The sequence below is a fragment of the Streptomonospora litoralis genome (assembly GCF_004323735.1).
Classification (GTDB): domain Bacteria; phylum Actinomycetota; class Actinomycetes; order Streptosporangiales; family Streptosporangiaceae; genus Streptomonospora; species Streptomonospora litoralis.
This window is the reverse complement of record NZ_CP036455.1, coordinates 180,402-200,778: the sequence shown is the minus strand read 5'-3', so window position 1 is coordinate 200,778 and position 20,377 is coordinate 180,402. Positions and strand designations below refer to the sequence as shown.

Below are 20,377 nucleotides of genomic sequence, written 5' to 3'. Positions count from 1 at the left end.
CGATCATAAGACGGATGCGCCCGCTCGTCCCCGCAGAAGCCCGATGACCTCGCACCAAACCGGTATGAGCTGGCCGCATGCGGACAACGGCATTGATTACGGCCAGCCGGATGCGGGGGTTTGTGTCTGCACCTTGCAGCAGTCCAGGGTCACGGGAACTTGCGCGGCCCCTCCTCGGCCGCCGGGGCCCGCCCGAATGCACCCGCCCGATAGTGGCTCCGGCCGACGCCCAGCGGCCGCGCGGTCCCGGCTTCACACCGCGCGGGCACTCCACCGCTCGCCGTCGCGCTCCACCTTCAGCTCCAGCCCGAACGTCTCGCTCAGGTTCTCGCCGGTCATCGCGTACTCCACGGGCCCGGCGGCCGTCACCGCCCCCTCCCGCATCATCAGCACGTGGGTGAACCCCGGCGGAATCTCCTCCACGTGGTGCGAGACGACCACCAGCGCCGGTGCGTCGATGTCGCCGGCCAGCACACCCAACCGCCCCAGCAGGTCCTCGCGGCCGCCCAGATCGAGCCCGGCGGCCGGCTCGTCCAGCAGCAGCAGCTCCGGGTCGGCCATCAGCGCCCGGGCGATCAGCACCCGCTTGCGCTCTCCCTCGGAGAGCGTGCCGAAGCGCCGCTCGGCCAGGTGGGAAACGCCCCAGCGCGACAGCAGCGCGCGCCCGCGGCCGTAGTCGACGGTGCCGTACTCCTCGCCGAAGCGCCCCACGTAGCCGTAGGCGGCACTGATGACCAGGTCGAGCACCGGCGTCGCGTCCGGGACGCGGTTGGCCAGTGCGGAACTCGCGAACCCCACAAGGCTGCGCATCTCGGTCGTGTCGGCTTCGGCGAGGTCCTCGCCGAGGACCTGCGCGGCGCCGGAGTCGGGGGCCAGCTGCGCGGCGGCGACACTCAGCAGCGACGTCTTGCCGGCGCCGTTGGGGCCCAGCACCGCCCAGCGCTCGTCCTCCTCGACGGTCCACTCCACCTCGCGCAGCAGTTCCGCCTCGCCGCGGCGCACCGTCACGCCGCTCATGCGCAGCACCTGGCCGTTCATCGCACTCTCCGTCGTCATACTGGGATCAAGCCGCCCGTCAAGCGCTGTGCGGCCGCGCCGGAGTGCCGCGGCTCTGCAGCGCGTCGAAGGCCCGCGCGGCGGCGGACCTCACCGAAGCGAACCTACTGGACGTCGCCGATCGTCCGCTCACCGATCTAGGCTGAACCGATGCTGCGAGAACTCTCATCCGCACAGCTCGTCGCGTGGGGCAACGCCTGGCTGGCGGGCCGCGCCGGGCTCGACGACGCCGTCAGCGCGGTGGAGCGGGGTACCGGTCCGCACGTGATCGGCTCCGCGGCCGAGGGTCTGCCATTCGAGTCGGGCGCACCGCTGCGATCCTCGCTGGCCCGGCTGCGCTCCCACGGGCTGAGCGCGTTCCGGCTGTGTTTGCCCGTCCCCGGCGATCCGCTGGGCCTGGTGGGCGAGGCCGAGCTGAACAGGGCCGCCATCGACGCCCGCGAGGCCGTACTGGTGCGCCTGGAAGGGGGCCAGATCGGACTCGTGCCGCAGGAGGACCGGCGCGGGTCCTCCTACGTCGGCGTCTCATGGGCCCCCTACCCCGCGGCCGACGCCGACCCCGAGCCCGTACCGCTGGCCGATGCCGAGCACCGGCTCCAATCGGCCATCCGGGAGTCGGCGACGCTGTTCACCCAGGTCGACGACATCTCCGCGTGGGGACCGGAGGTCACCCGGGCGCTGGCCGACCTGCGCGACGCCGACCGCGCACCCACCCCCGGCCTGGCTCCGGGCCACCCCCAGCGCGCCCATCGGCTGGCCGCCCAGGCCGACCGGCTGGCGGTCGTGGTCCGGCTGGCGGGCGACGACGAGGGCCGCGGACTCAGCTCCGGCCAGATGCAGTCCCGGCGCGAGGCGCTGCGGGTCCTCGACAGCGCCGTGCGGAGGGCGCGCGTGGCCGCCTACGGCGCCGCCGCCGGCTGAGCGCCGCCCCCACCGCTAGCCCCGGAACATCAGGGGAAAGCCAGGGACGGCACCGGATCCCCCCGGCGCCTGCCCCCGCCGATACTCGAACCATGAACGACACGGCCATGACCCACGCCGGCCTGCGGGCCTCCGACGCCGACCGCGACCGCGACCGCGTCGCCGACGCCCTCGCCGACGCCCTGAGCGAGGGACGGCTGAGCCACGAGGAGCACGCCGAGCGCATGGACGCGGCCTACGCGGCGCGGACCCTGGGCGAGCTCTCCCCGTTGACCGCGGACCTGCCTGCCGGGGCCGCCGACCTCGGCGACGACAGCGGGCTGGTGCGCTCGCCCGACGGCACCGAGAACATCCGCGCGGTGCTCGGTACGGCGACGCGCAAGGGCCGCTGGCTGGTCGAGCCGCGCACCAACGCCTCCGTGCTGCTGGGCAGCGCCGTGCTGGACATGCGGGAGGCCGTGCTCTCCCAGCGCGAGGTGACCGTGCAGACAGCCCTCGTCCTGGGCTCGCTGGAGGTCGTCGTGCCGCCGGGCGTGCGCGTCGTCAACCGCATCTGCGACGTGCTGGGCGCCGTCAACGCCGACACCGGGCCGGGAACGGAGCCGAACCCGCCTACCGTGGTGATCACGGGCTCGTCCTGGCTCTCCGCGGTCGAGGTGAAGACCAAGGAGCCCAAGGCGGTCGAACGCAAGCGCCGCCGCGACTGAGCGGCGACCGCAACCTCCCGGGGAACACGGAACACGAAGACAGCAGAGGGACGGCCACCCGTCATGGAACCCGAACACATCCGCGCCTCCGATGCCGACCGCGACCGCGTGTCACAGCGGCTGCGCGAGGCGGTCGCCGAAGGGCGGCTGACGCAGAACGAGCACGAGGAGCGGATCGACGCCCTCTACCGGGCCAAGACCGTCGGCGAACTGGCCGAAATCACGCACGATCTCCCCGCGCAGCGGGACCCCGACGACCCCGACGCGGCGGCCGCGGGGATGTCCGTCTCCACCGAGGAGGCGCGGCGGATGGCGGCGCAGAGCGTCGGCCGGGAGAACATCGTCGCGGTGTTCGGCGGCGCGGAGCGCAAGGGCCGCTGGCTGGTCGAGCCGCGCACCAACGTCTCAGTGCTGTGCGGCGGGGTCGAGCTGGACCTGCGCGAGGCCGTGCTGTCGCAGCGGGAGGTCACCATCCAGTGCGCCGTCGTCCTGGGCGGACTGGAGATCATCGTCCCGCACGGGGTGCGTGTGGTGAACAACACAGCAGGAATCCTCGGCGGCACCAGCCTCCACGGAACCGACGCGGTCACCGACCCGAATCATCCCGTTATCAGGCTTACGGGTACGTGCATGCTGGGGGGCGTGGAGGTCAAGGCGAAGCGGCCCAAGCGCAAGCGCAAGAAGGACCGGTAACCCCCGGGCACCGCGCATCAGTCCAGGTAGTGGCCGGGTGATGAACGCCGCCGACCGGGGCGTGCCCCTGCCCGGCTGTCCGAAAAGTCGGGCGAGTACCGTGGTTGGCGCCATGAATGATCACACCACCCTCCTGGTAACGGTGACCGGTCGCGACCGCCCTGGTGTCAGCGCGCGGTTGCTCAGCACCCTGTCCGTGTTCCCGGTGATCCTCGTCGACCTCGAACAGGTCGTCGTGGGGGGCCGCCTCGTTCTCAGCGCACTACTCTCCGTCGACGACGGCGTCGCCCCCGGAGTGAGCCACGACCGCGTATTCACCGAAATCCGCAGCGCCGTGGACAAAACCTGCATCGACCTCGATATGGACGTCGAGTTCTCCAACGGCAACGGCCGCGTCGGCGCCGCGTCCGCCGAACAGCTGCATGTGACCGTACTGGCCGACCCGCTGCGCCCCGGCGCCCTCGGCGCGATCGCCTCCTGCGTCGCGCGCGCCGGAGCCAACATCGAGCGCATCGAGCGGCTCGCGAGCTATCCCGTCACGTCGATCGAGCTGGACATCTCCGGCGCCGAACCCGAGCGGCTGCGCGGCGATCTGTCCATGGAGGCCGCGACACAGGGTGTCGACGTCGCGCTGCAGCCCAACGGCCTGCACCGCCGCGCCAAGCACCTGATCGTCATGGACGTCGACTCCACGCTGATCCAGGGCGAGGTGATCGAGCTCCTCGCCGAGCACGCCGGCTGCGCCGAGGAGGTCGCCCGCGTAACCGAGGAGGCCATGCGCGGCGAGCTCGACTTCGAGGACTCCCTGCGCCGCCGCGTCGCCCTACTCAAGGGGCTCGACGCCTCCGCGGTCGACGCGGTGCGCGAACAGCTGGTACTCGCTCCGGGCGCCCGCACGCTGATCCGCACGCTCAAGCGGCTGGGCTACGAGTGCGCGATCGTCAGCGGAGGTTTCGCGCAGGTCACCGACGCGCTGGTGGAGCGCCTGGGGATCGACTACTCGATGGCCAACACCTTGGAGATCGTCGACGGCAAGTTCACCGGCGAACTGGTGGGCCCCATCGTCGACCGCAAGGGCAAGGCCGAGGCCCTGCGCCGCTTCGCCCGCGAGGCGGAGGTCCCCCTGAACCAGACCGTGGCCATCGGCGACGGAGCCAACGACCTGGACATGCTCCAAGCCGCTGGACTGGGGGTGGCGTTCAACGCCAAGCCGGTGGTGCGCGAGCAGGCCGACACCGCTGTGAACGTGCCCTACTTGGACACCATCGTCTACCTGCTGGGCATTTCCCGCGAGGAGGTAGAGGCGGCCGACCGCAACGGCGACCTCGACGAGGCGCCGGACTGACGCCGGCTTCGACTCACGACCAAGCCGCCCTTTCCCGTGCCGGCCCGGACCCACGGTCCGGACCGGCCCGAGCGGCTTCCGAAGCGCCGATGGGCTCTACCCCGGCGCCGAAGACTCCTCCCGGATCCGCCTGCCCTCGCCTACCCGACCCCAGAAAGGGCGAGTCAGCGCCGCCCCGAGCAGCGCACCAAAGACGTTGAGCAGCACGTCGTCGACCGAGGCGATGTGCCCGATGCTCAGCGCATACTGCACGACCTCCACACAGCCCGACAGTACGGCGGCCACCACCGCCACCCGCCCGAACGCCGCCGCCCGGCGGCCGAAGGCCAGCGGCAGCAGAGCGCCCAGCGGAACGAACAGCGCGATGTTGCCCCCGCTTTGGTACATGGTCGTGAGACTCGCGCCGGTGGCGAACATGTCGGTGAACGGGACCAACACGACGCCACCCGTGCTGCCAGGCCGCAACAAAGTAAGGGAAGCGATCGGCAGCAGCGCGCACACAGCCAGCACGTCGGCGACGCTGCAGGTTAGCGCTTCTCGCCACGATCGACCTCGGCGCGCCCTGATCCAAACGAGGAGGGCGACGGCCACGGCCGCGGTGGGGGAGAGGACGACGGCCTCTTCCAAGAGGCCCGTCACCGTAGAGAATCTCATGGTCGACCAGCATGGCGTATGTGCCCGACTCTCCAGCCGGCGCAGCTGGTGTCGGGACAATGCGCGGGCCCACGGCGGTCTGCCCGGTTTCCGAAGGGAACGGACTCGTTTCGGGCATAAAAAATGGGGGGCTCCGCCGAAACGGAACCCCCCACCAAAAAAAATGCGGCGGCAACCTACTCTCCCACCCCCACCATGGAGGCAGTACCATCGGCGCAAAGAGACTTAACGACCGGGTTCGGAAAGAGACCGGGTGTGACCCTCCCGCTATCACCACCGCAAACCAACACCCCACCCCACACACCACAGCATGCGGAACAGGGAAAACCTGTGAACAATGTGCGCGAACACCCAGCATCCGTGGCGGACAAGCCCTCGGCCTATTAGTACCGGTCAGCTCCACCCCTCACAAGGCTTCCACACCCGGCCTATCAACCCAGTCATCACCTGGCAGCCTTACCCCCACCACAGGGCAGGAGACCTCATCTCGAAGCAAGCTTCCCACTTAGATGCTTTCAGCGGTTATCTCTCCCGAACGTAGCCAACCAGCCATGCCCCTGGCGGAACAACTGGCACACCAGCGGTTCGTCCGTCCCGGTCCTCTCGTACTAGGGACAGCCCTCCACAAGTCTCCAACGCGCGCAGCGGATAGGGACCGAACTGTCTCACGACGTTCTAAACCCAGCTCGCGTGCCGCTTTAATGGGCGAACAGCCCAACCCTTGGGACCAACTCCAGCCCCAGGATGCGACGAGCCGACATCGAGGTGCCAAACCATCCCGTCGATACGGACTCTTGGGGAAGATCAGCCTGTTATCCCCGGGGTACCTTTTAGCCGTTGAGCGACGCCGCTTCCACACGCCGGCGCCGGATCACTAGTCCCTGCTTTCGCACCTGCTCGACACGTCCGTCTCACAGTCAAGCTCCCTTGTGCACTTACACTCACCACCTGATTGCCAACCAGGCCGAGGGAACCTTTGGGCGCCTCCGTTACCCTTTAGGAGGCAACCGCCCCAGTTAAACTACCCACCAGACACTGTCCCCGAACCGGATCACGGCCCAAAGTTAGATGCCCGAAACAGCCAGAGTGGTATTTCACCAACGCCTCCACCACCACTGGCGTGGCGGCATCACCGGCTCCCACCTATCCTACACAAACCATCCCAAACACCAATGTCAAGCTATAGTGAAGGTCCCGGGGTCTTTCCGTCCTGCTGCGCGAAACGAGCATCTTTACTCGTAGTGCAATTTCACCGGGCCCGCGGTTGAGACAGCGGGGAAGTCGTTACGCCATTCGTGCAGGTCGGAACTTACCCGACAAGGAATTTCGCTACCTTAGGATGGTTATAGTTACCACCGCCGTTTACTGGCGCTTAGATTCCCAGCCTCACACCAAAGTGCTAACCAGTCCTCTTAACGTTCCAGCACCGGGCAGGCGTCAGTCCGTATACAGCGTCTTACGACTTCGCACGGACCTGTGTTTTTAATAAACAGTCGCTTCCCCCTGGTATCTGCGACCCCACCCAGCTCCGGACGCACAGTCCATCACCAGACGGGGCTCCCCTTCTCCCGAAGTTACGGGGACAATTTGCCGAGTTCCTTAACCACGGTTCACCCGAACGCCTCGGTATACTCTACCTGACCACCTGCGTCGGTTTCGGGTACTGGCCGCACACGCACTCGCTAGAGGCTTTTCTCGACAGCACGGGATCACTCACTTCACCAAAACGGCTCGGCATCACGCCTCACCCACATAACAGGGCAGGGATTTACCACCACCCCGGGCTACACGCTTACCCCCGGACAACCACCGCCGGGTAGAGCTACCCCACTGCGTCACCCCATCACTTGCCTACACACCCCTCGGACCCCAGACCGATCGACCACACCCGCCCGAAAGCAGGCACAGCCACCAGCATGGTTAGCATCAGGGCTATCAACACGGGCGCACGCGCACGGGTACGGGAATATCAACCCGTCATCCATCGACTACGCCTGCCGGCCTCGCCTTAGGTCCAGACTCACCCTGGGCGGATCAACCTGCCCCAGGAACCCTTAGTCAATCGGCGCCGGAGTTTCCCACTCCGGTCTCGCTACTCATGCCTGCATTCTCACTCGCACACCCTCCACCACCCGTCACCAGGCGGCTTCACCGGAGTGCACGACGCTCCCCTACCAACCAGCGCTGACGCGCCGGCTCCACAGCTTCGGCGGTGTACTTCAGCCCCGCTACATTATCGGCGCAGAATCACTTGACCAGTGAGCTATTACGCACTCTTTCAAGGATGGCTGCTTCTAAGCCAACCTCCTGGTTGTCTCAGCAACTCCACAACCTTACCCACTTAGCACACCCTTAGGGGCCTTAGCTGATGATCTGGGCTGTTTCCCTCTCGACCACGGAGCTTCTCCCCCGCAGTCTCACTGCTGCGCTCGCTCCACCGGCATTCGGAGTTTATCTGACGTCAGTAACCCGGTCAGGCCCATCAGCCAAACAGTAGCTCTACCTCCAGGGAGCACCACACAACGCTGCACCTAAATGCATTTCGGGGAGAACCAGCTATCACGGAGTTTGATTGGCCTTTCACCCCTACCCACAGCTCATCCCCCAGGTTTTCAACCCTGGTGGGTTCGGGCCTCCACGAAGTCTTACCTCCGCTTCACCCTGGCCATGGGTAGATCACCCCGCTTCGGGTCCACAGCATGCGACTCATGCGCCCTCTTCAGACTCGCTTTCGCTACGGCTACCCCACCCGGGTTAACCTCGCCACACACCACGACTCGCAGGCTCATTCTTCAAAAGGCACGCCATCACCCCACACCCAAGTGAAGCTCTGACGGCTTGACAGCACACGGTTTCAGGTACTCTTTCACAACCCCTCACCGGGGCACTTTTCACCTTTCCCTCACGGTACTCGTCCACTATCGGTCACCAGGACGTATTCAGGCTTGACAGGTGGTCCTGCCGGATTCACACGGAATTCCTCGGGCTCCGCGCTACTCGGGAGTATGCCCCATGCGCCGTGCTCCACCTTCACCTACGGGACTCTCACCCGCTCCGGTACCGCATCCCAACGGCTTCGGCTAGCGAAACACACGCGCACCCCGGGCCGGCAGACCCGAGACAGACACATCCCACAACCCCACGCACGCAACGACTGCCGTCTCTGGCACGCACGCGGTTTAGCCACCATCCCCGTTCGCTCACCACTACTAGGGGAATCACTGTTGTCTTCTCTTCCTGCGGGTACTGAGATGTTTCACTTCCCCGCGTCACCACCAACCGCCCTATACATTCAGACGGCGGCAACCCGACACGACTCGGGCTGGGTTCCCCCATTCGGACACCCGCGGATCACAGCTCGGTTGACAGCTCCCCGCGGCCTATCGCGGCCTCCCACGTCCTTCATCGGCGCCTGGTGCCAAGGCATCCACCGTATGCCACTCATACTTGGCCACCACAGATACAAGATGCTCGCGCACACTATCCACAAATCAAAACACCCGCCACACACCCAGCCACAACCCCACGAGCACGCGACCAAGGATCCGAACCGCCCGCTCAACGCAGACGATCCCGACCCCCGAGGCGCGCCCCCGCGCGCAGCAGCACCAGCCGCCGCGCAACCCGGGGTCTTCACCGGGGTGGCCCGGGGGAGAACAACCAGTGCGGCTGCTCCCTCAGACACCCAACAGCGCGTGTCCACTCCATGCACCACCCCGACACCCGGCCCCCTCGACCACGCGACCGCACACAGCGATCGCCGACGAGACGAACCGGCACCGTGCCGGGTCCACTTTTCGAGTCCGCCGGCCACACGACAAACAGACCGGCTTACCAAGACTCCTTAGAAAGGAGGTGATCCAGCCGCACCTTCCGGTACGGCTACCTTGTTACGACTTCGTCCCAATCGCCAGCCCCACCTTCACTCACTCCCTCCCCAGAGGGGTTAGGCCGCAAGTTTCGGGTGTTGCCGACTTTCATGACGTGACGGGCGGTGTGTACAAGGCCCGGGAACGTATTCACCGCGGCATTGCTGATCCGCGATTACTAGCGACTCCACCTTCACGGGGTCGAGTTGCAGACCCCGATCCGAACTGAGACCGGCTTTTAGGGATTCGCTCCACCTCACGGCATCGCACGCCCACTGTACCGGCCATTGTAGCATGTTTGCAGCCCAAGACATAAGGGGCATGATGACTTGACGTCATCCCCACCTTCCTCCGAGTTGACCCCGGCAGTCTCCCATGAGTCCCCACCACCACGTGCTGGCAACATGGAACAAGGGTTGCGCTCGTTGCGGGACTTAACCCAACATCTCACGACACGAGCTGACGACAGCCATGCACCACCTGTCACCGATCCCAAAAAGGACCCACCGTCTCCGATGGATTACCGGCGATGTCAAACCTTGGTAAGGTTCTTCGCGTTGCGTCGAATTAAGCAACATGCTCCGCCGCTTGTGCGGGCCCCCGTCAATTCCTTTGAGTTTTAGCCTTGCGGCCGTACTCCCCAGGCGGGGCGCTTAATGCGTTAGCTACGGCACGGAAACCGTGGAAAGTCCCCACACCTAGCGCCCAACGTTTACAGCGTGGACTACCAGGGTATCTAATCCTGTTCGCTCCCCACGCTTTCGCTCCTCAGCGTCAGGTAAGGCCCAGAGACCCGCCTTCGCCACCGGTGTTCCTCCTGATATCTGCGCATTTCACCGCTACACCAGGAATTCCAGTCTCCCCTACCTACCTCGAGCATGCCCGTATCCACTGCAAAACCGGAGTTGAGCCCCGGACTTACACAGCAGACGCGACACACCACCTACGAGCTCTTTACGCCCAATAATTCCGGACAACGCTCGGACCCTACGTATTACCGCGGCTGCTGGCACGTAGTTGGCCGGTCCTTATTCCCCACCTACCGTCAACCCCGGCAGAAACCGGAGCCTGCGTCGGTGGTAAAAGAGGTTTACAACCCGAAGGCCGTCATCCCCCACGCGGCGTCGCTGCGTCAGGCTTCCGCCCATTGCGCAAGATTCCCCACTGCTGCCTCCCGCAGGAGTCTGGGCCGTGTCTCAGTCCCAGTGTGGCCGGTCGCCCTCTCAGGCCGGCTACCCGTAATCGCCTTGGTAGGCCATCACCCCACCAACAAGCTGATAGGCCGCGAGCCCCTCCCCGACCGGAAAACACCTTTCCACACCCCACCATGCGATGAGGCGTCCTATCGGGTATTAGACCGGGTTTCCCCGGCTTATCCCCGAGTCGGGGGCAGGTTGCTCACGTGTTACTCACCCGTTCGCCGCTCGTGTACCCCGAAGGGCCTTACCGCTCGACTTGCATGTGTTAAGCACGCCGCCAGCGTTCGTCCTGAGCCAGGATCAAACTCTCCATCAAAGGTTCGAACCCTGACACGACCCGGAAAACCACCCCGAACACGGGATGGGAACCCCGGGCCCATCAAAGGAACCCCGGAACCGCCACCCACCGCACAGGCAGGCCGGCTCCACGGGGCCAAAACAAACATGGCACATAAAAACAAACACGCGCTGTTGAGTTCTCAAGAAACAACCGCTCATCCGGCACAAGCCCCGACCCGCAACCAGCGGACCCGCACAGGCTCTTCCCAAGAGACGGCATCTCCCCGCGGACCCCGCGCCTTTCCCGGAAACCACCGGGCCAAGCGCCGATCCGCTCTTTGTTATGCCTTCACGTTAGCAGGACCCCCGCAAACCCACCAAATCGGCGAATTCGGAATTCGAGGCCCCGATACAACGGAACGATTCCCGCCGCATTCAGCGGGCAGGACTCATCCTGCCACACGAAAACAGCGAACGAACCTACCGATGCGGCCCGGACCGTCGAGCGACGGTCACCGACCGAGTGAGGCATCGCCTCGGCCTCCTGCCCGGATCGGACGGGGCCATAGCGACTCGGCCGACTATAGCGGCCCACTCGCCGAACGCCAACTCGGCGCAGCCCGTCGACGGAGTCACTCGACCCCCGGCACAGCCCGTGATCGGAGATGTTTGCCCGTGCCGCACCGCGGCGAGTTGTCCTGTGACGACCGTTCCCGAGCCCGCACCGTCGAGCCGAGAGCCAACCGTGCCCAGGAGAAACACCGCCGGGCTGGCCGACTTCGCCCGAGACGGCGCACACGTCCGCACCGCGCGTCGGCGTCTCGGATGTGGTTCTGCTCACCCGGCCCCTTGCACCGCAGCGCACCGTCGCAACCGAGGGAGACACCCATGGCCGTGCACCCGCACCACCCTTACGCCGTCGCGTTCGACGTCCTGGAGACGCTGATCGACCTCGAACCGCTGAGTCGGCGCTTCACCGAGGTCGGCCAGCCGGCGGAGCTGCTGCGCCCGTGGTTCCTGCGAATCCAGCGCGACGCCATGGCGCTGGCGCTCAGCGGCGAACTGCGCCCCTTCCCCGACATCGCCCGCCAAGCGCTGCGCACCGCCTCCGGCGACACCGCCTCCGAGGACGCCATCGGCCATGTCCTCGACGGCTTCGGCGACCTGCCCCCGCACCCCGACGCCGAGCCCGCCATGCGCAGACTCCAGGAGGCCGGGATCCGCATCGGCTGCCTGACGATGGGCAGCCCAGCCGCCACCGCCCGCTTCCTCGGCTCCTCCGGCCTGGACCAATTCGTCGACAGGGTCGTCACCGCCGAGGAGGCGGGCGTCTGGAAGCCGTCGCCTGAGGTCTACCACGCCGCCGCCACGGCGCTGGAGACCCCGCGCGAACACCTGGCCCTGGTCGCCGTGCACGCCTGGGACTGCCACGGGGCGAAACGCGCGGGCTGCCTCGCGGGTTGGTGCAGCAGGCTCGAAGGCCGCTATGGCGACGTGTTCGCCGAGCCCGACGCCGTGGGGGACACCCTCGGCGACGTCGCCACCGGACTGCTGGAGCTGACCACCGCCTAAGAATCGGTCCGGCTCCCATGGGCGGCCGGGCCGTGCGGTTCGGATCCGCTACGCGAATTGCCCTGGCCTTGCCCCCGGCCGGGCGGCGGGCTGAAGGATGGGGAGCAGCGGGCACCGGAGACGGGGCGGGCCGAGGCCCCCGGTCGAGGGAGCGGGCACCGCCGGTGGCGGTGCGCCGAGCCGGGGCGGGTCGGGTCGGCTGGGCGGCCTTGTCGGCCTGCCGGGTGCCGGGCGGACTCGACGGGACGGCGGCAGCGAGCACGCCGGGGGCCGGGCCTGCGGTCGTCGGGTCGGGTGCTCGCCGGTGACGCGCCTGACGGATCGGCGGGTCGGGTCTGCTGGGCGGCCTTGTCGGTCTGCCGGGGTGCGGGTGGTCTTGACTGAAAAGCGGAGCGGCGCCGAGGGCGGTGGAGGGCTGGGCCTGCGGTCACCGGGTCGGGTGCTCGCCGGTGGCGGTGGTCGGCGGGGCGGCGAGGACGCCGGGGAGCCGGGAGGCGCTCGCGGGCCCGTGATGGCGCAGGGCGGCGCGGCGATCGTGCCCGTATGACGAGATCCAGCGGCGTTTCTTGGGAATTCGGCCACGATCGCCACGACCTCCGCGGCCGGCTCCGGCACGTCGGACATAGCGGGCGCGGGTGGACAGGCACCGCCGCCGTGTTCCGGCCGGGCCCGCACCGGCCGCAGGCCGCGCGGTGTGGCGCGGTTGCGGGTGCCCGCACGGCCCGGTGGTGCGCCGACTCGGGGGCCGGGGGCGACGACACGTCGCTCGTGGTGCCCGGGCGTCGCCGCCGGGAGCTCCACCGCCCGATGGGGTGGACTTTTGGGGGCCTATGCCCGTTTTGCGGGCGGCCTCGGCGGGCGCCGTGGTCACGAGACGCACGAAAAGTTGACGCCGGGGGCTGTTTTCGCGCCATTCGGTGCGCCTCGTGCGCCACCGCAGCCGCAGCACGGGGGCGGACCCACTGGGAAATCGGTCATTAGTGAACAAAACACCCCGCGTTGTTCCGTATAGCGGAATGAAAGCGCGAGGACGGCACCTCGGGGCGGCGTCGAGGCGGGTGCCCCCGCACCTACGTGCATCTCGTGGTCCCGATCCGGCTGCATGGCTGCCGCCGACCGCCCCGCATCAGGCCCCGCCGACGACCGGGCGGCGCCCTCGGGGCTCGATCATCCGCGGCCGGTGACCGCCGCCCCGACTACCGCGAGGCCCGGCCCCGTCGGCGTCGCCGCCTCGTCGGGCGGACCACCGGCGAGCACCGGAACCGATGTCCGCGGGCCCAGCCCTCCGCCACCGTCGCCGCCGCTTTTCAGTCAAGTCCACCCGTCGCCCGGCAGACCGACAAGGCCGCCCAGCAGACCGGGGCCGCTTCGCCGGCGGCCGTCACCGGCATCACCCGGCCCGATGACCGCAGGCCCGACCACCCGCCGTGCTCGCTGCGGCCTTCCCGTCAAGTCCACCCGTCGCCCGGCAGTCCGACAAGGCCACCCAGCAGACCGGGGCCGCTTCGCCGACCGCCGCCACCGGAAAGCACTCGACCCGGTGACCGCAGGCCCAGCCCTCCGCCGTGCTCGCTGCCGCCTTCCCGTCGAGTCCGCCCGACACCCGGCAGACCAACAAGGCCGCACAGCAGACCGGCGGTCTTAAACACGGCCTAGCACCACCCGCGCCACCCCTTGGCGCGTGCCGCGACCGCGCCGCTGTCCGGGCCGCGCCGATCAGGTCAGCAGGCGTGCGGCACCGGTGCCGGGGGCGGCGTAGAGCCACTCGACCTCCAGGTCGACGACCGCGAGGCCCGCGGTCGGGAAGGAGATCAGCGGTTCATCCGCCATGAAGGCCGCGACCAACTGGGCCATTGTGGGGTTGTGCCCCACCACGAGCAGGTTCTCCACCTCGGGGTCGGTGCGGGAGACCAGCTCCAGAATCGCGGGAACGTCGGCTGCGTAGGCGTCCCGCTCGTAGTCGGCGGAGGGGGCGTGCGGCAGCGCCTCGGTGACCAGCTCCAAGGTCTGGCGAGTGCGCAGCGCCGTGGAGCAGATGACGTGATCGGGGAACAGCGCGCCCGCGGCCAGATACTCCCCGGCTGCGCGCGCCTGCTCGCGGCCCTCTTCGCTGAGCGGACGCTCGTGGTCGGAGCCGTCGACGAGCGGCTCGGCCTGTGCGTGCCTGAGCACGATCAGACGTTTGGTCATGGCGACAGCACCGTGGCCACGATCGCGATCAGCGCCATGAAACCCAGCATGGCGCCGACGATCACGGCCAGCCCTTTCATTCCGGACAACAGGTGACTTCCCTCCTGCGCGGCTCCCCGCTCAGCCTAGAGGGTCGGCCGCACTGCGCGTATCCGCCTTCTGCCGGAAGGGCCGGGGCGGATCCGCGCCCGGTGGCGGTGGACGCGACAGCGGCTCCCCCGCACAGCGAGGGCGCGGGCGCCCGACCCCTTCGAGCCGGGCACCCGCGCCCTTCGTTCAGCCGGTTAAGGGACGTCACTCCTCCCGGCCGCCGTCGGCGGCGCGTGCCTCCTCCTTGCGCTCGGTCTCCCCGGAACCGCCGGCCGCGTCCTCGGCGGAGTCGCCGCCGGCGGCGGAGGAGGAGCCGTTGGCGCTCGGGGCGGAAGCCTCGCCGGCCGTGCCGAGTTCGGGACCGCTGCTGCCCTCCTCGACAGGCCGGTCGGAGGACGAAGCCTCACCGCTGCGGCGCTTGGACCACACGATCGCACCGACGATCGCCGCGCCTGCGATCACGGTGACAGCGGTGCGGAGGAAGAAGTTCTCCGCGTACATCACGACGCTCGGCGCGATGATCAGCGCGACCAGGTTCATCACCTTGAGCAGCGGGTTGATGGCCGGACCGGCGGTGTCCTTGAAGGGGTCGCCGACCGTGTCCCCGATGACGGTGGCCTCGTGCGCCTCGGAGCCCTTGCCGCCGTGGTAGCCGTCCTCGACCAGCTTCTTCGCGTTGTCCCAGGCGCCGCCGGAGTTGGCCAGGAAGACCGCCATCAGGGCGCCGGCGGCGATCGCACCGCCGAGGAAGGCGCCCAGCGGAGCGTAGCCGAGGGCGAAGCCGACGAGGATGGGCGTGAGGACCGCGAGCAGGCCGGGGGTGATGAGCTCCCGCAGCGAATCCCGGGTGCAGATGTCCACCACGCGCGCGTACTCGGGCTTCTCGGTGCCGTCCATGATGCCTGGTTTGTTGCGGAACTGGTCGCGCACCTCGTTCACGACGCGGCCGGCGGCGCGGCCGACGGCCATCACGGCCAGGCCGGAGAACAGGAAGACGACGGAGGCGCCGATGATGACGCCGACCAACACGTTGGGTTCGTCGATGGAGAGGCTGAACGTGGACGCCTGCTGCCCGACCGCGCTGAGCGCCTCCTCTACCGCGGTACGGAATGCGCCGAACAGCGCAGTGGCCGCGAGAACCGCCGTCGCGATGGCGATGCCCTTGGTGATGGCCTTGGTCGTGTTGCCGACCGCGTCGAGGCTCGTCAGCACGTCGGCACCCGTGCCTTCGACGTCGCCGGACATCTCGGCGATGCCCTGAGCGTTGTCGGCCACCGGACCGAAGGTGTCCATCGCCACGATGACGCCGACGGTGGTCAGCAGCCCGGTGCCCGCCAGGGCGACCGCGAAGAGGCTGAGGGTGACCGAGGCGCTGCCGACGAGGAAGGCGGCGTAGACCGCGCCGGCGATGAGGACCGCGGAGTACACGGCCGACTCCAGCCCCACCGAGATCCCGGAGAGGATGACGGTGGCCGCACCGGTCTCGGAGCTTTCCCCGATGTCCTTGACGGGGCGCCGGTTGGTTTCGGTGAAGTACCCGGTCAGCAGCTGAATGGCGGCCGCGAGCACCAGGCCGATGAGTACGGCGCCGACGGCGACCAGCCGCGGGTCGCCGGGGAGTCCCTGGATCTCTTCGCCGGCCGTTTCGAGCTGGGCGAAGCTGCCGGGCAGGTAGGCGAAGGCGGTCGCGGTGACCAGGACGGCGGAGATGACCGCGGAGATGAAGAAGCCGCGGTTGATGGCCGACATCGCGGTCTTGTCGCGGGAGCGCGGCGCGACGATGAAGATGCCGATGATGGCGGTGATGACGCCGATCATGGGCACGAGCAGGGGGAAGACGAGGCCTTCGACGCCGAACGCGACGCGGCCGAGGATGAGCGAGGCGACGAGCACGACGGCGTAGGACTCGAAGAGGTCGGCCGCCATGCCGGCGCAGTCACCGACGTTGTCGCCCACGTTGTCGGCGATGGTGGCGGCGTTGCGGGGGTCGTCCTCGGGGATGCCCTGCTCGACCTTGCCGACCAGGTCGGCGCCGACGTCGGCGGCCTTGGTGAAGATGCCGCCGCCCACACGCATGAACATGGCAAGCAGGGCCGCGCCGAAGCCGAAGCCCTCCAGCACGTTGGGAGCGTCGCCGCGGTAGACGAGGACGACGATGGCGGCGCCGAGCAGGCCCAGGCCGACGGTGAACATTCCGGCGACACCGCCGGTACGGAAGGCGATCCGCATGGCGGCGTGCTCGCCGCCTTCCCCGCCTTCGCGCGCGGCGGCGGCGACGCGGACGTTGCCGCGCACCGCGAGCCACATGCCGATGAACCCGGTCAGGGCCGAGAAGCCGGCGCCGAGCGCGAAGAACACCGATCGTCCGATCCGCACCGCGAGGTCGTCGGCGGGCAGCAGCAACAGCAGCAGCGGGATGACGATGACGAAGACGACCAGGGTGCGGAACTGGCGCTTGAGGTATGCCGCCGCTCCTTCCTGGACCGCGCGCGCGATGTTCTGCATCCGCTCGGTGCCCTGGCCCGCGGCGAGAACTTCACGTACCAGCCATCCGGCGACGGCGAGCGCGAGGAGCGCGACCGCCAACACCACGACGACCAGGGTGAAATTCATGCCGTCCAAGGCCAGGGCCGGGCCGCCATCGGCGGCGTGGGTGAGCCCAGACAATCCGTCCTCCTAGAGACGGGCACGTTTTGGCCCCGCGCGTCGTGCGGCCGCCGCCCGGCATGCCCGACCAGGCCCGACGGCGCGCCCGGCAGGGTCATGCGGGTGCCACCAACACGGTTCGTTCGCCGTTTCCGCTGCGTCGAGCGAGAACGGTGTCCGGGGATTCTACGCACCGGTATCGCAAAACGTGAGTGCGGGTCACGAAGTTCGGCTGTGCAGGCGGGATATGTAATCGCACGGTGATCTGCGAATAGGGATAATTATTGCCAATAATCGCAATTGCCACATTTAACCCATAGGGATTTTGATTAGGATAATTAGTGGCAAACCGCGCATAAGGGATCAATCGCCCAGACCTACGCTCGGATCGACGCCCGAGCGCGACGGTGGGGCATCCGGATCCGGGAGCGGCGACGCGGCTGGGATCACGCAGCGAGCCGAACGGCGCACCACGGCGTGGGGGCCAAGGGCCGCGCTGACGCCGCGTCCCCAGCCAACCGCACGCTGAGCCACATCGCCACCGATTCGGCTCCGATGTGGCTCAGGGCACCCCGGAGGGGCGCGCCGTGCGTCCCCTGCGCGGCCTCCACACCGGCGAGAGCGCGCCGGTCGGGCGCCCGGCGGGGCTCCGTGGGCCGGGGCGGATTCGGCGCTTCAGGACGATCTTGCACTTCCGGTCACGGAAAGCGTTTGAACCGGCAAATCGGACGTGTCAACGCCGGGCGGCCGTCGCACGCTCGACCGCTCGCGAACAGCACCGGTGCCCGCACCCTCCGTCGCGCGCCCAACCGGCGGACACCCGATCCGGCAACCCCAGGCCCGACCCCGCTGGCGCCGTCGTCGCCGCTTCTCCGTAAGACCGCCTGTCACTCGGCAGGCCGGCAGGACCGCACAGCAGACCCGATCCGCCCCGCCGGATAGCGCCGCCCACTCAGGAGCGGCGCGCGTCTCCGCGGCGGAGTCTCAGTCCGCTGGTGTCGACAGTGAGGGTGTCGCGGGCGATGTCCGGGCCGACCGGGCTTTCCGGGCTTGCGCTGCTCTGCGCGGTTTCCCGGCCGCCGGGGCCGCCCGGACCGGCCGGACCGACCGATCCGGCGCCGGACTCGGGCTCGTTGGGGTTCTCCGGCGTGTCGACCCGGTCCTCGCCTTCCATCTGGTCCAAGTCCTCCAGCCGGTCGGCCACGGACCGGGCGAAGGCCGCGGCCCCGACGGCGTCGACGCCGTCGGGGGCCTGGGGGCCGTAGGCGACCACGCGTTCGGCGCCGCGGCGCAGTAGCCGCGCCGCGCCGATGCGGTTGCCGCGCTGGGCGTGAGTCAGGCCGACGGCGATCTGGGCCAGCCCCCGCCACAGTTCGCGGTCGGGCTCGTCGGCGGCTTTCCACACGGCTTCGAGTACCTCGTGGGCGTGGAAGGCATAGCCCTCGTCGAGCAGCCGCTGCGCCTCGGTCAACCCTTCTTCGGGGCTGTACTCCGCGTCGTCGGGTACGCGCGGTACCCCATCGGAACCGTGGGGCATAGGGCGGCCGAAGCGGTCGCGCGGACGCTGGTTCTGTGCCCTGCCCTCCGGGTTGCGGTCGCGTCCGGTCTGCGCGGAGTCGCTCATCCTCGCCGTCTCCTCATCTGCCGTGCCGAGTGCCCGGTACCTTCTAACCGCTGTGCCCATTGTGCACACCCGCGGCCCGGCGAGGGGGACGCGGTCGGCCCGGCGCTCGGCTCATCCGGTGCAGCTGTCGGGTTCGGAGTCTGCCAGCCACCCGATCAAGGCGGGGTCGAACACCTCCGGCCGCTCCTGGTGCGGGAAGTGCCCGGCGCCCTCGATCATGCGCCATCGGTAGGGCGCCTCGACGTAGCGCCCCGAGCCCCGGGCCGTCTCGGGAAGCGCGACGGGGTCGAGGGAGCCGTGGATGTGCAGCGTCGGCACCGCCACGGGTCGGCGCATGCGGCGCATGTAGCGGCGGCCGTCGGGGCGTGCCTGCGACCGGAACAGCCAGCGGTGGTACTCCAGGGCGCAGTGCGCTACACCGGGGATGCGGAAGGCGTCGCGGCAGCGGCGCTCTGTCTCGGGATCAGGCCAGCCCGGCCGCGACCAGGCGCGGAGCATGTCGGCGACCTGCTGCGCGTCGTCGGCGACGAGTCTGCGCTCGGGCAACACCGGTAGCTGGAAACCGAACAGGTGGCGCCCGGCCCATCCCTGATCGCGGGTGGCCATGGCGGCGCGCAGGCGCCGGGGGTGCGGCGTGGAGAGCACGGCGAGGCGGCGCACGGTCCTGGGGAAGTAGACCGCCATGGTCCAGCCGAGCATGCCGCCCGCGGCATGCCCTACGACGGCGGCCTCCGCCTCACCGAGCGCGCGGATCAGGCCCGCGGCGTCGGAGGCGAGTGTGATCAGGTCGTAGCCGCGCGGAGGTTTGTCGCTGGCGCCGTAGCCGCGCAGGTCGACGGCGACAGCGCGGTAGCCGGCCTCGGCGAGCGCCGTCAGCTGGCCGTGCCAGGACCACCAGAACTGCGGGAAGCCGTGTAGTAGCAGCACCAGCGGGCCTTCTCCGGCCTCGGCGATGTGGAACCGTGTTCCGGCCGCGCTCACGGTCCGGTGCGTCCAGGGGCCGTCGATCAGGACGGCCGACTCTTCGGTCACGGCTCACCGGCCCGCGGCGGTCAGCTGCCGGAGGACTGGCGGTGGCGGCTGAGCATCGTCTTCGTGCTCGCGATCGCCGCGCTGGTGCGCGGGAAGCCCTGGCGCTTGCGGAACTGGCGCAGGCCGAGGAAGGCGGCGAGCCCGGCGATCAGCAGGAAGGCGACGGTGACGATGAGGAAGGAGAGCCAGGGCGCCAGGCCCGCCGCCATGATGCCCAGGCCGACCGTGATCGCGACCAGAATGAGGAACATGTGCCCCAGTACCGCGGCGACGGCGAAGAGCGCGGTGCCCATGCCGATCTTCTGGACGTCGCGGGCCAGCTCCAGCTTGGCGAGTTGCAGCTCCAGCCTTATCAGCCGGGAGACACTGCCTTTCGCCTCGTCGACGAGTTCGCCCAGGGAGTGTTCGGCAACGTCGAACTCCTCAGGCTCCTGGCCACCCGATCGCGTCGCGGGCATGGAGACTGCTCCCTTCATTCGGCAGACGTCTTCAGCATCCTC

At 68.6% G+C, this 20,377-nt stretch carries 12 protein-coding genes and 3 rRNA genes; 5 read left to right on the top strand and 10 right to left on the bottom strand.

What is annotated here, in order from left to right:
• Positions 1-252: 252 nt before the first annotated feature.
• Entirely contained in the window at positions 253-1,038 is a 786-nt protein-coding gene (locus EKD16_RS00910; protein WP_131101864.1) for an ABC transporter ATP-binding protein, read from the bottom strand.
• 168 nt (positions 1,039-1,206) lie between these two features.
• Between EKD16_RS00910 and EKD16_RS00905 the strand changes: the two genes are divergently transcribed.
• The 4 genes from EKD16_RS00905 to serB all read left to right on the top strand — a co-directional run bounded on the left by EKD16_RS00905 (position 1,207) and on the right by serB (position 4,722).
• A complete protein-coding gene (locus EKD16_RS00905) occupies positions 1,207-1,977 on the top strand; it encodes a hypothetical protein (protein ID WP_131096621.1) in 771 nt (256 codons plus the stop codon).
• Positions 1,978-2,069: 92 nt separating this feature from the next.
• Positions 2,070-2,684, top strand: coding sequence for a DUF1707 SHOCT-like domain-containing protein (locus EKD16_RS00900; RefSeq protein WP_131096620.1), 615 nt, complete (start codon positions 2,070-2,072; stop codon positions 2,682-2,684).
• 63 nt (positions 2,685-2,747) lie between these two features.
• Positions 2,748-3,377, top strand: a complete 630-nt coding sequence (locus EKD16_RS00895; protein WP_131096619.1) for a DUF1707 SHOCT-like domain-containing protein — start codon at positions 2,748-2,750, stop codon at positions 3,375-3,377.
• Between the two features lie 112 nt (positions 3,378-3,489).
• On the top strand, positions 3,490-4,722 hold the full coding sequence (gene serB, locus EKD16_RS00890; protein ID WP_131096618.1) for a phosphoserine phosphatase SerB: 1,233 nt from the start codon (positions 3,490-3,492) through the stop codon (positions 4,720-4,722).
• Positions 4,723-4,818: 96 nt separating this feature from the next.
• On the opposite strand, the gene EKD16_RS25150 is transcribed toward serB, so the two are convergent.
• The 4 genes from EKD16_RS25150 to EKD16_RS00870 form a co-directional block, all read right to left on the bottom strand.
• On the bottom strand, positions 4,819-5,160 hold the full coding sequence (locus EKD16_RS25150; protein ID WP_165498465.1) for a VanZ family protein: 342 nt from the start codon (positions 5,158-5,160) through the stop codon (positions 4,819-4,821).
• Positions 5,161-5,539: 379 nt separating this feature from the next.
• A 5S ribosomal RNA gene (gene rrf / locus EKD16_RS00880) occupies positions 5,540-5,657 on the bottom strand.
• A gap of 81 nt (positions 5,658-5,738) precedes the next feature.
• Positions 5,739-8,830 (bottom strand): 23S ribosomal RNA (locus EKD16_RS00875).
• A 394-nt stretch (positions 8,831-9,224) separates the two neighbouring features.
• A 16S ribosomal RNA gene (locus EKD16_RS00870) occupies positions 9,225-10,760 on the bottom strand.
• Together the 16S, 23S and 5S rRNA genes form the textbook arrangement of a ribosomal RNA operon.
• An 851-nt stretch (positions 10,761-11,611) precedes the next feature.
• On the opposite strand from EKD16_RS00870, the gene EKD16_RS00865 reads away from it, so the two are divergent.
• Positions 11,612-12,295 carry a haloacid dehalogenase type II gene (locus EKD16_RS00865; protein ID WP_131096616.1) on the top strand — a complete coding sequence of 228 codons (684 nt, stop codon included), beginning with the start codon at positions 11,612-11,614 and terminating at the stop codon, positions 12,293-12,295.
• Between the two features lie 1,716 nt (positions 12,296-14,011).
• On the opposite strand, the gene EKD16_RS00860 is transcribed toward EKD16_RS00865, so the two are convergent.
• The 5 genes from EKD16_RS00860 to EKD16_RS00840 all read right to left on the bottom strand — a co-directional run bounded on the left by EKD16_RS00860 (position 14,012) and on the right by EKD16_RS00840 (position 20,335).
• Positions 14,012-14,485 (bottom strand): SixA phosphatase family protein, encoded by a 474-nt coding sequence (locus EKD16_RS00860; RefSeq protein WP_131096615.1) that lies wholly within the window; start codon positions 14,483-14,485, stop codon positions 14,012-14,014.
• A gap of 294 nt (positions 14,486-14,779) precedes the next feature.
• Positions 14,780-17,242, bottom strand: a complete 2,463-nt coding sequence (locus EKD16_RS00855) for a sodium-translocating pyrophosphatase (RefSeq protein ID WP_131096614.1) — start codon at positions 17,240-17,242, stop codon at positions 14,780-14,782.
• 931 nt (positions 17,243-18,173) lie between these two features.
• Complete coding sequence (locus tag EKD16_RS00850) at positions 18,174-18,845, bottom strand: DUF309 domain-containing protein (RefSeq protein WP_242677177.1); 672 nt, start codon at positions 18,843-18,845, stop codon at positions 18,174-18,176.
• A gap of 111 nt (positions 18,846-18,956) precedes the next feature.
• Entirely contained in the window at positions 18,957-19,877 is a 921-nt protein-coding gene (locus EKD16_RS00845) for an alpha/beta fold hydrolase (protein WP_131096613.1), read from the bottom strand.
• Positions 19,878-19,897: 20 nt separating this feature from the next.
• Positions 19,898-20,335: a phage holin family protein gene (locus tag EKD16_RS00840; protein ID WP_242677176.1), complete on the bottom strand. Its 438-nt coding sequence runs from the start codon at positions 20,333-20,335 to the stop codon at positions 19,898-19,900.
• Between the last annotated feature and the right edge of the window lie 42 nt (positions 20,336-20,377).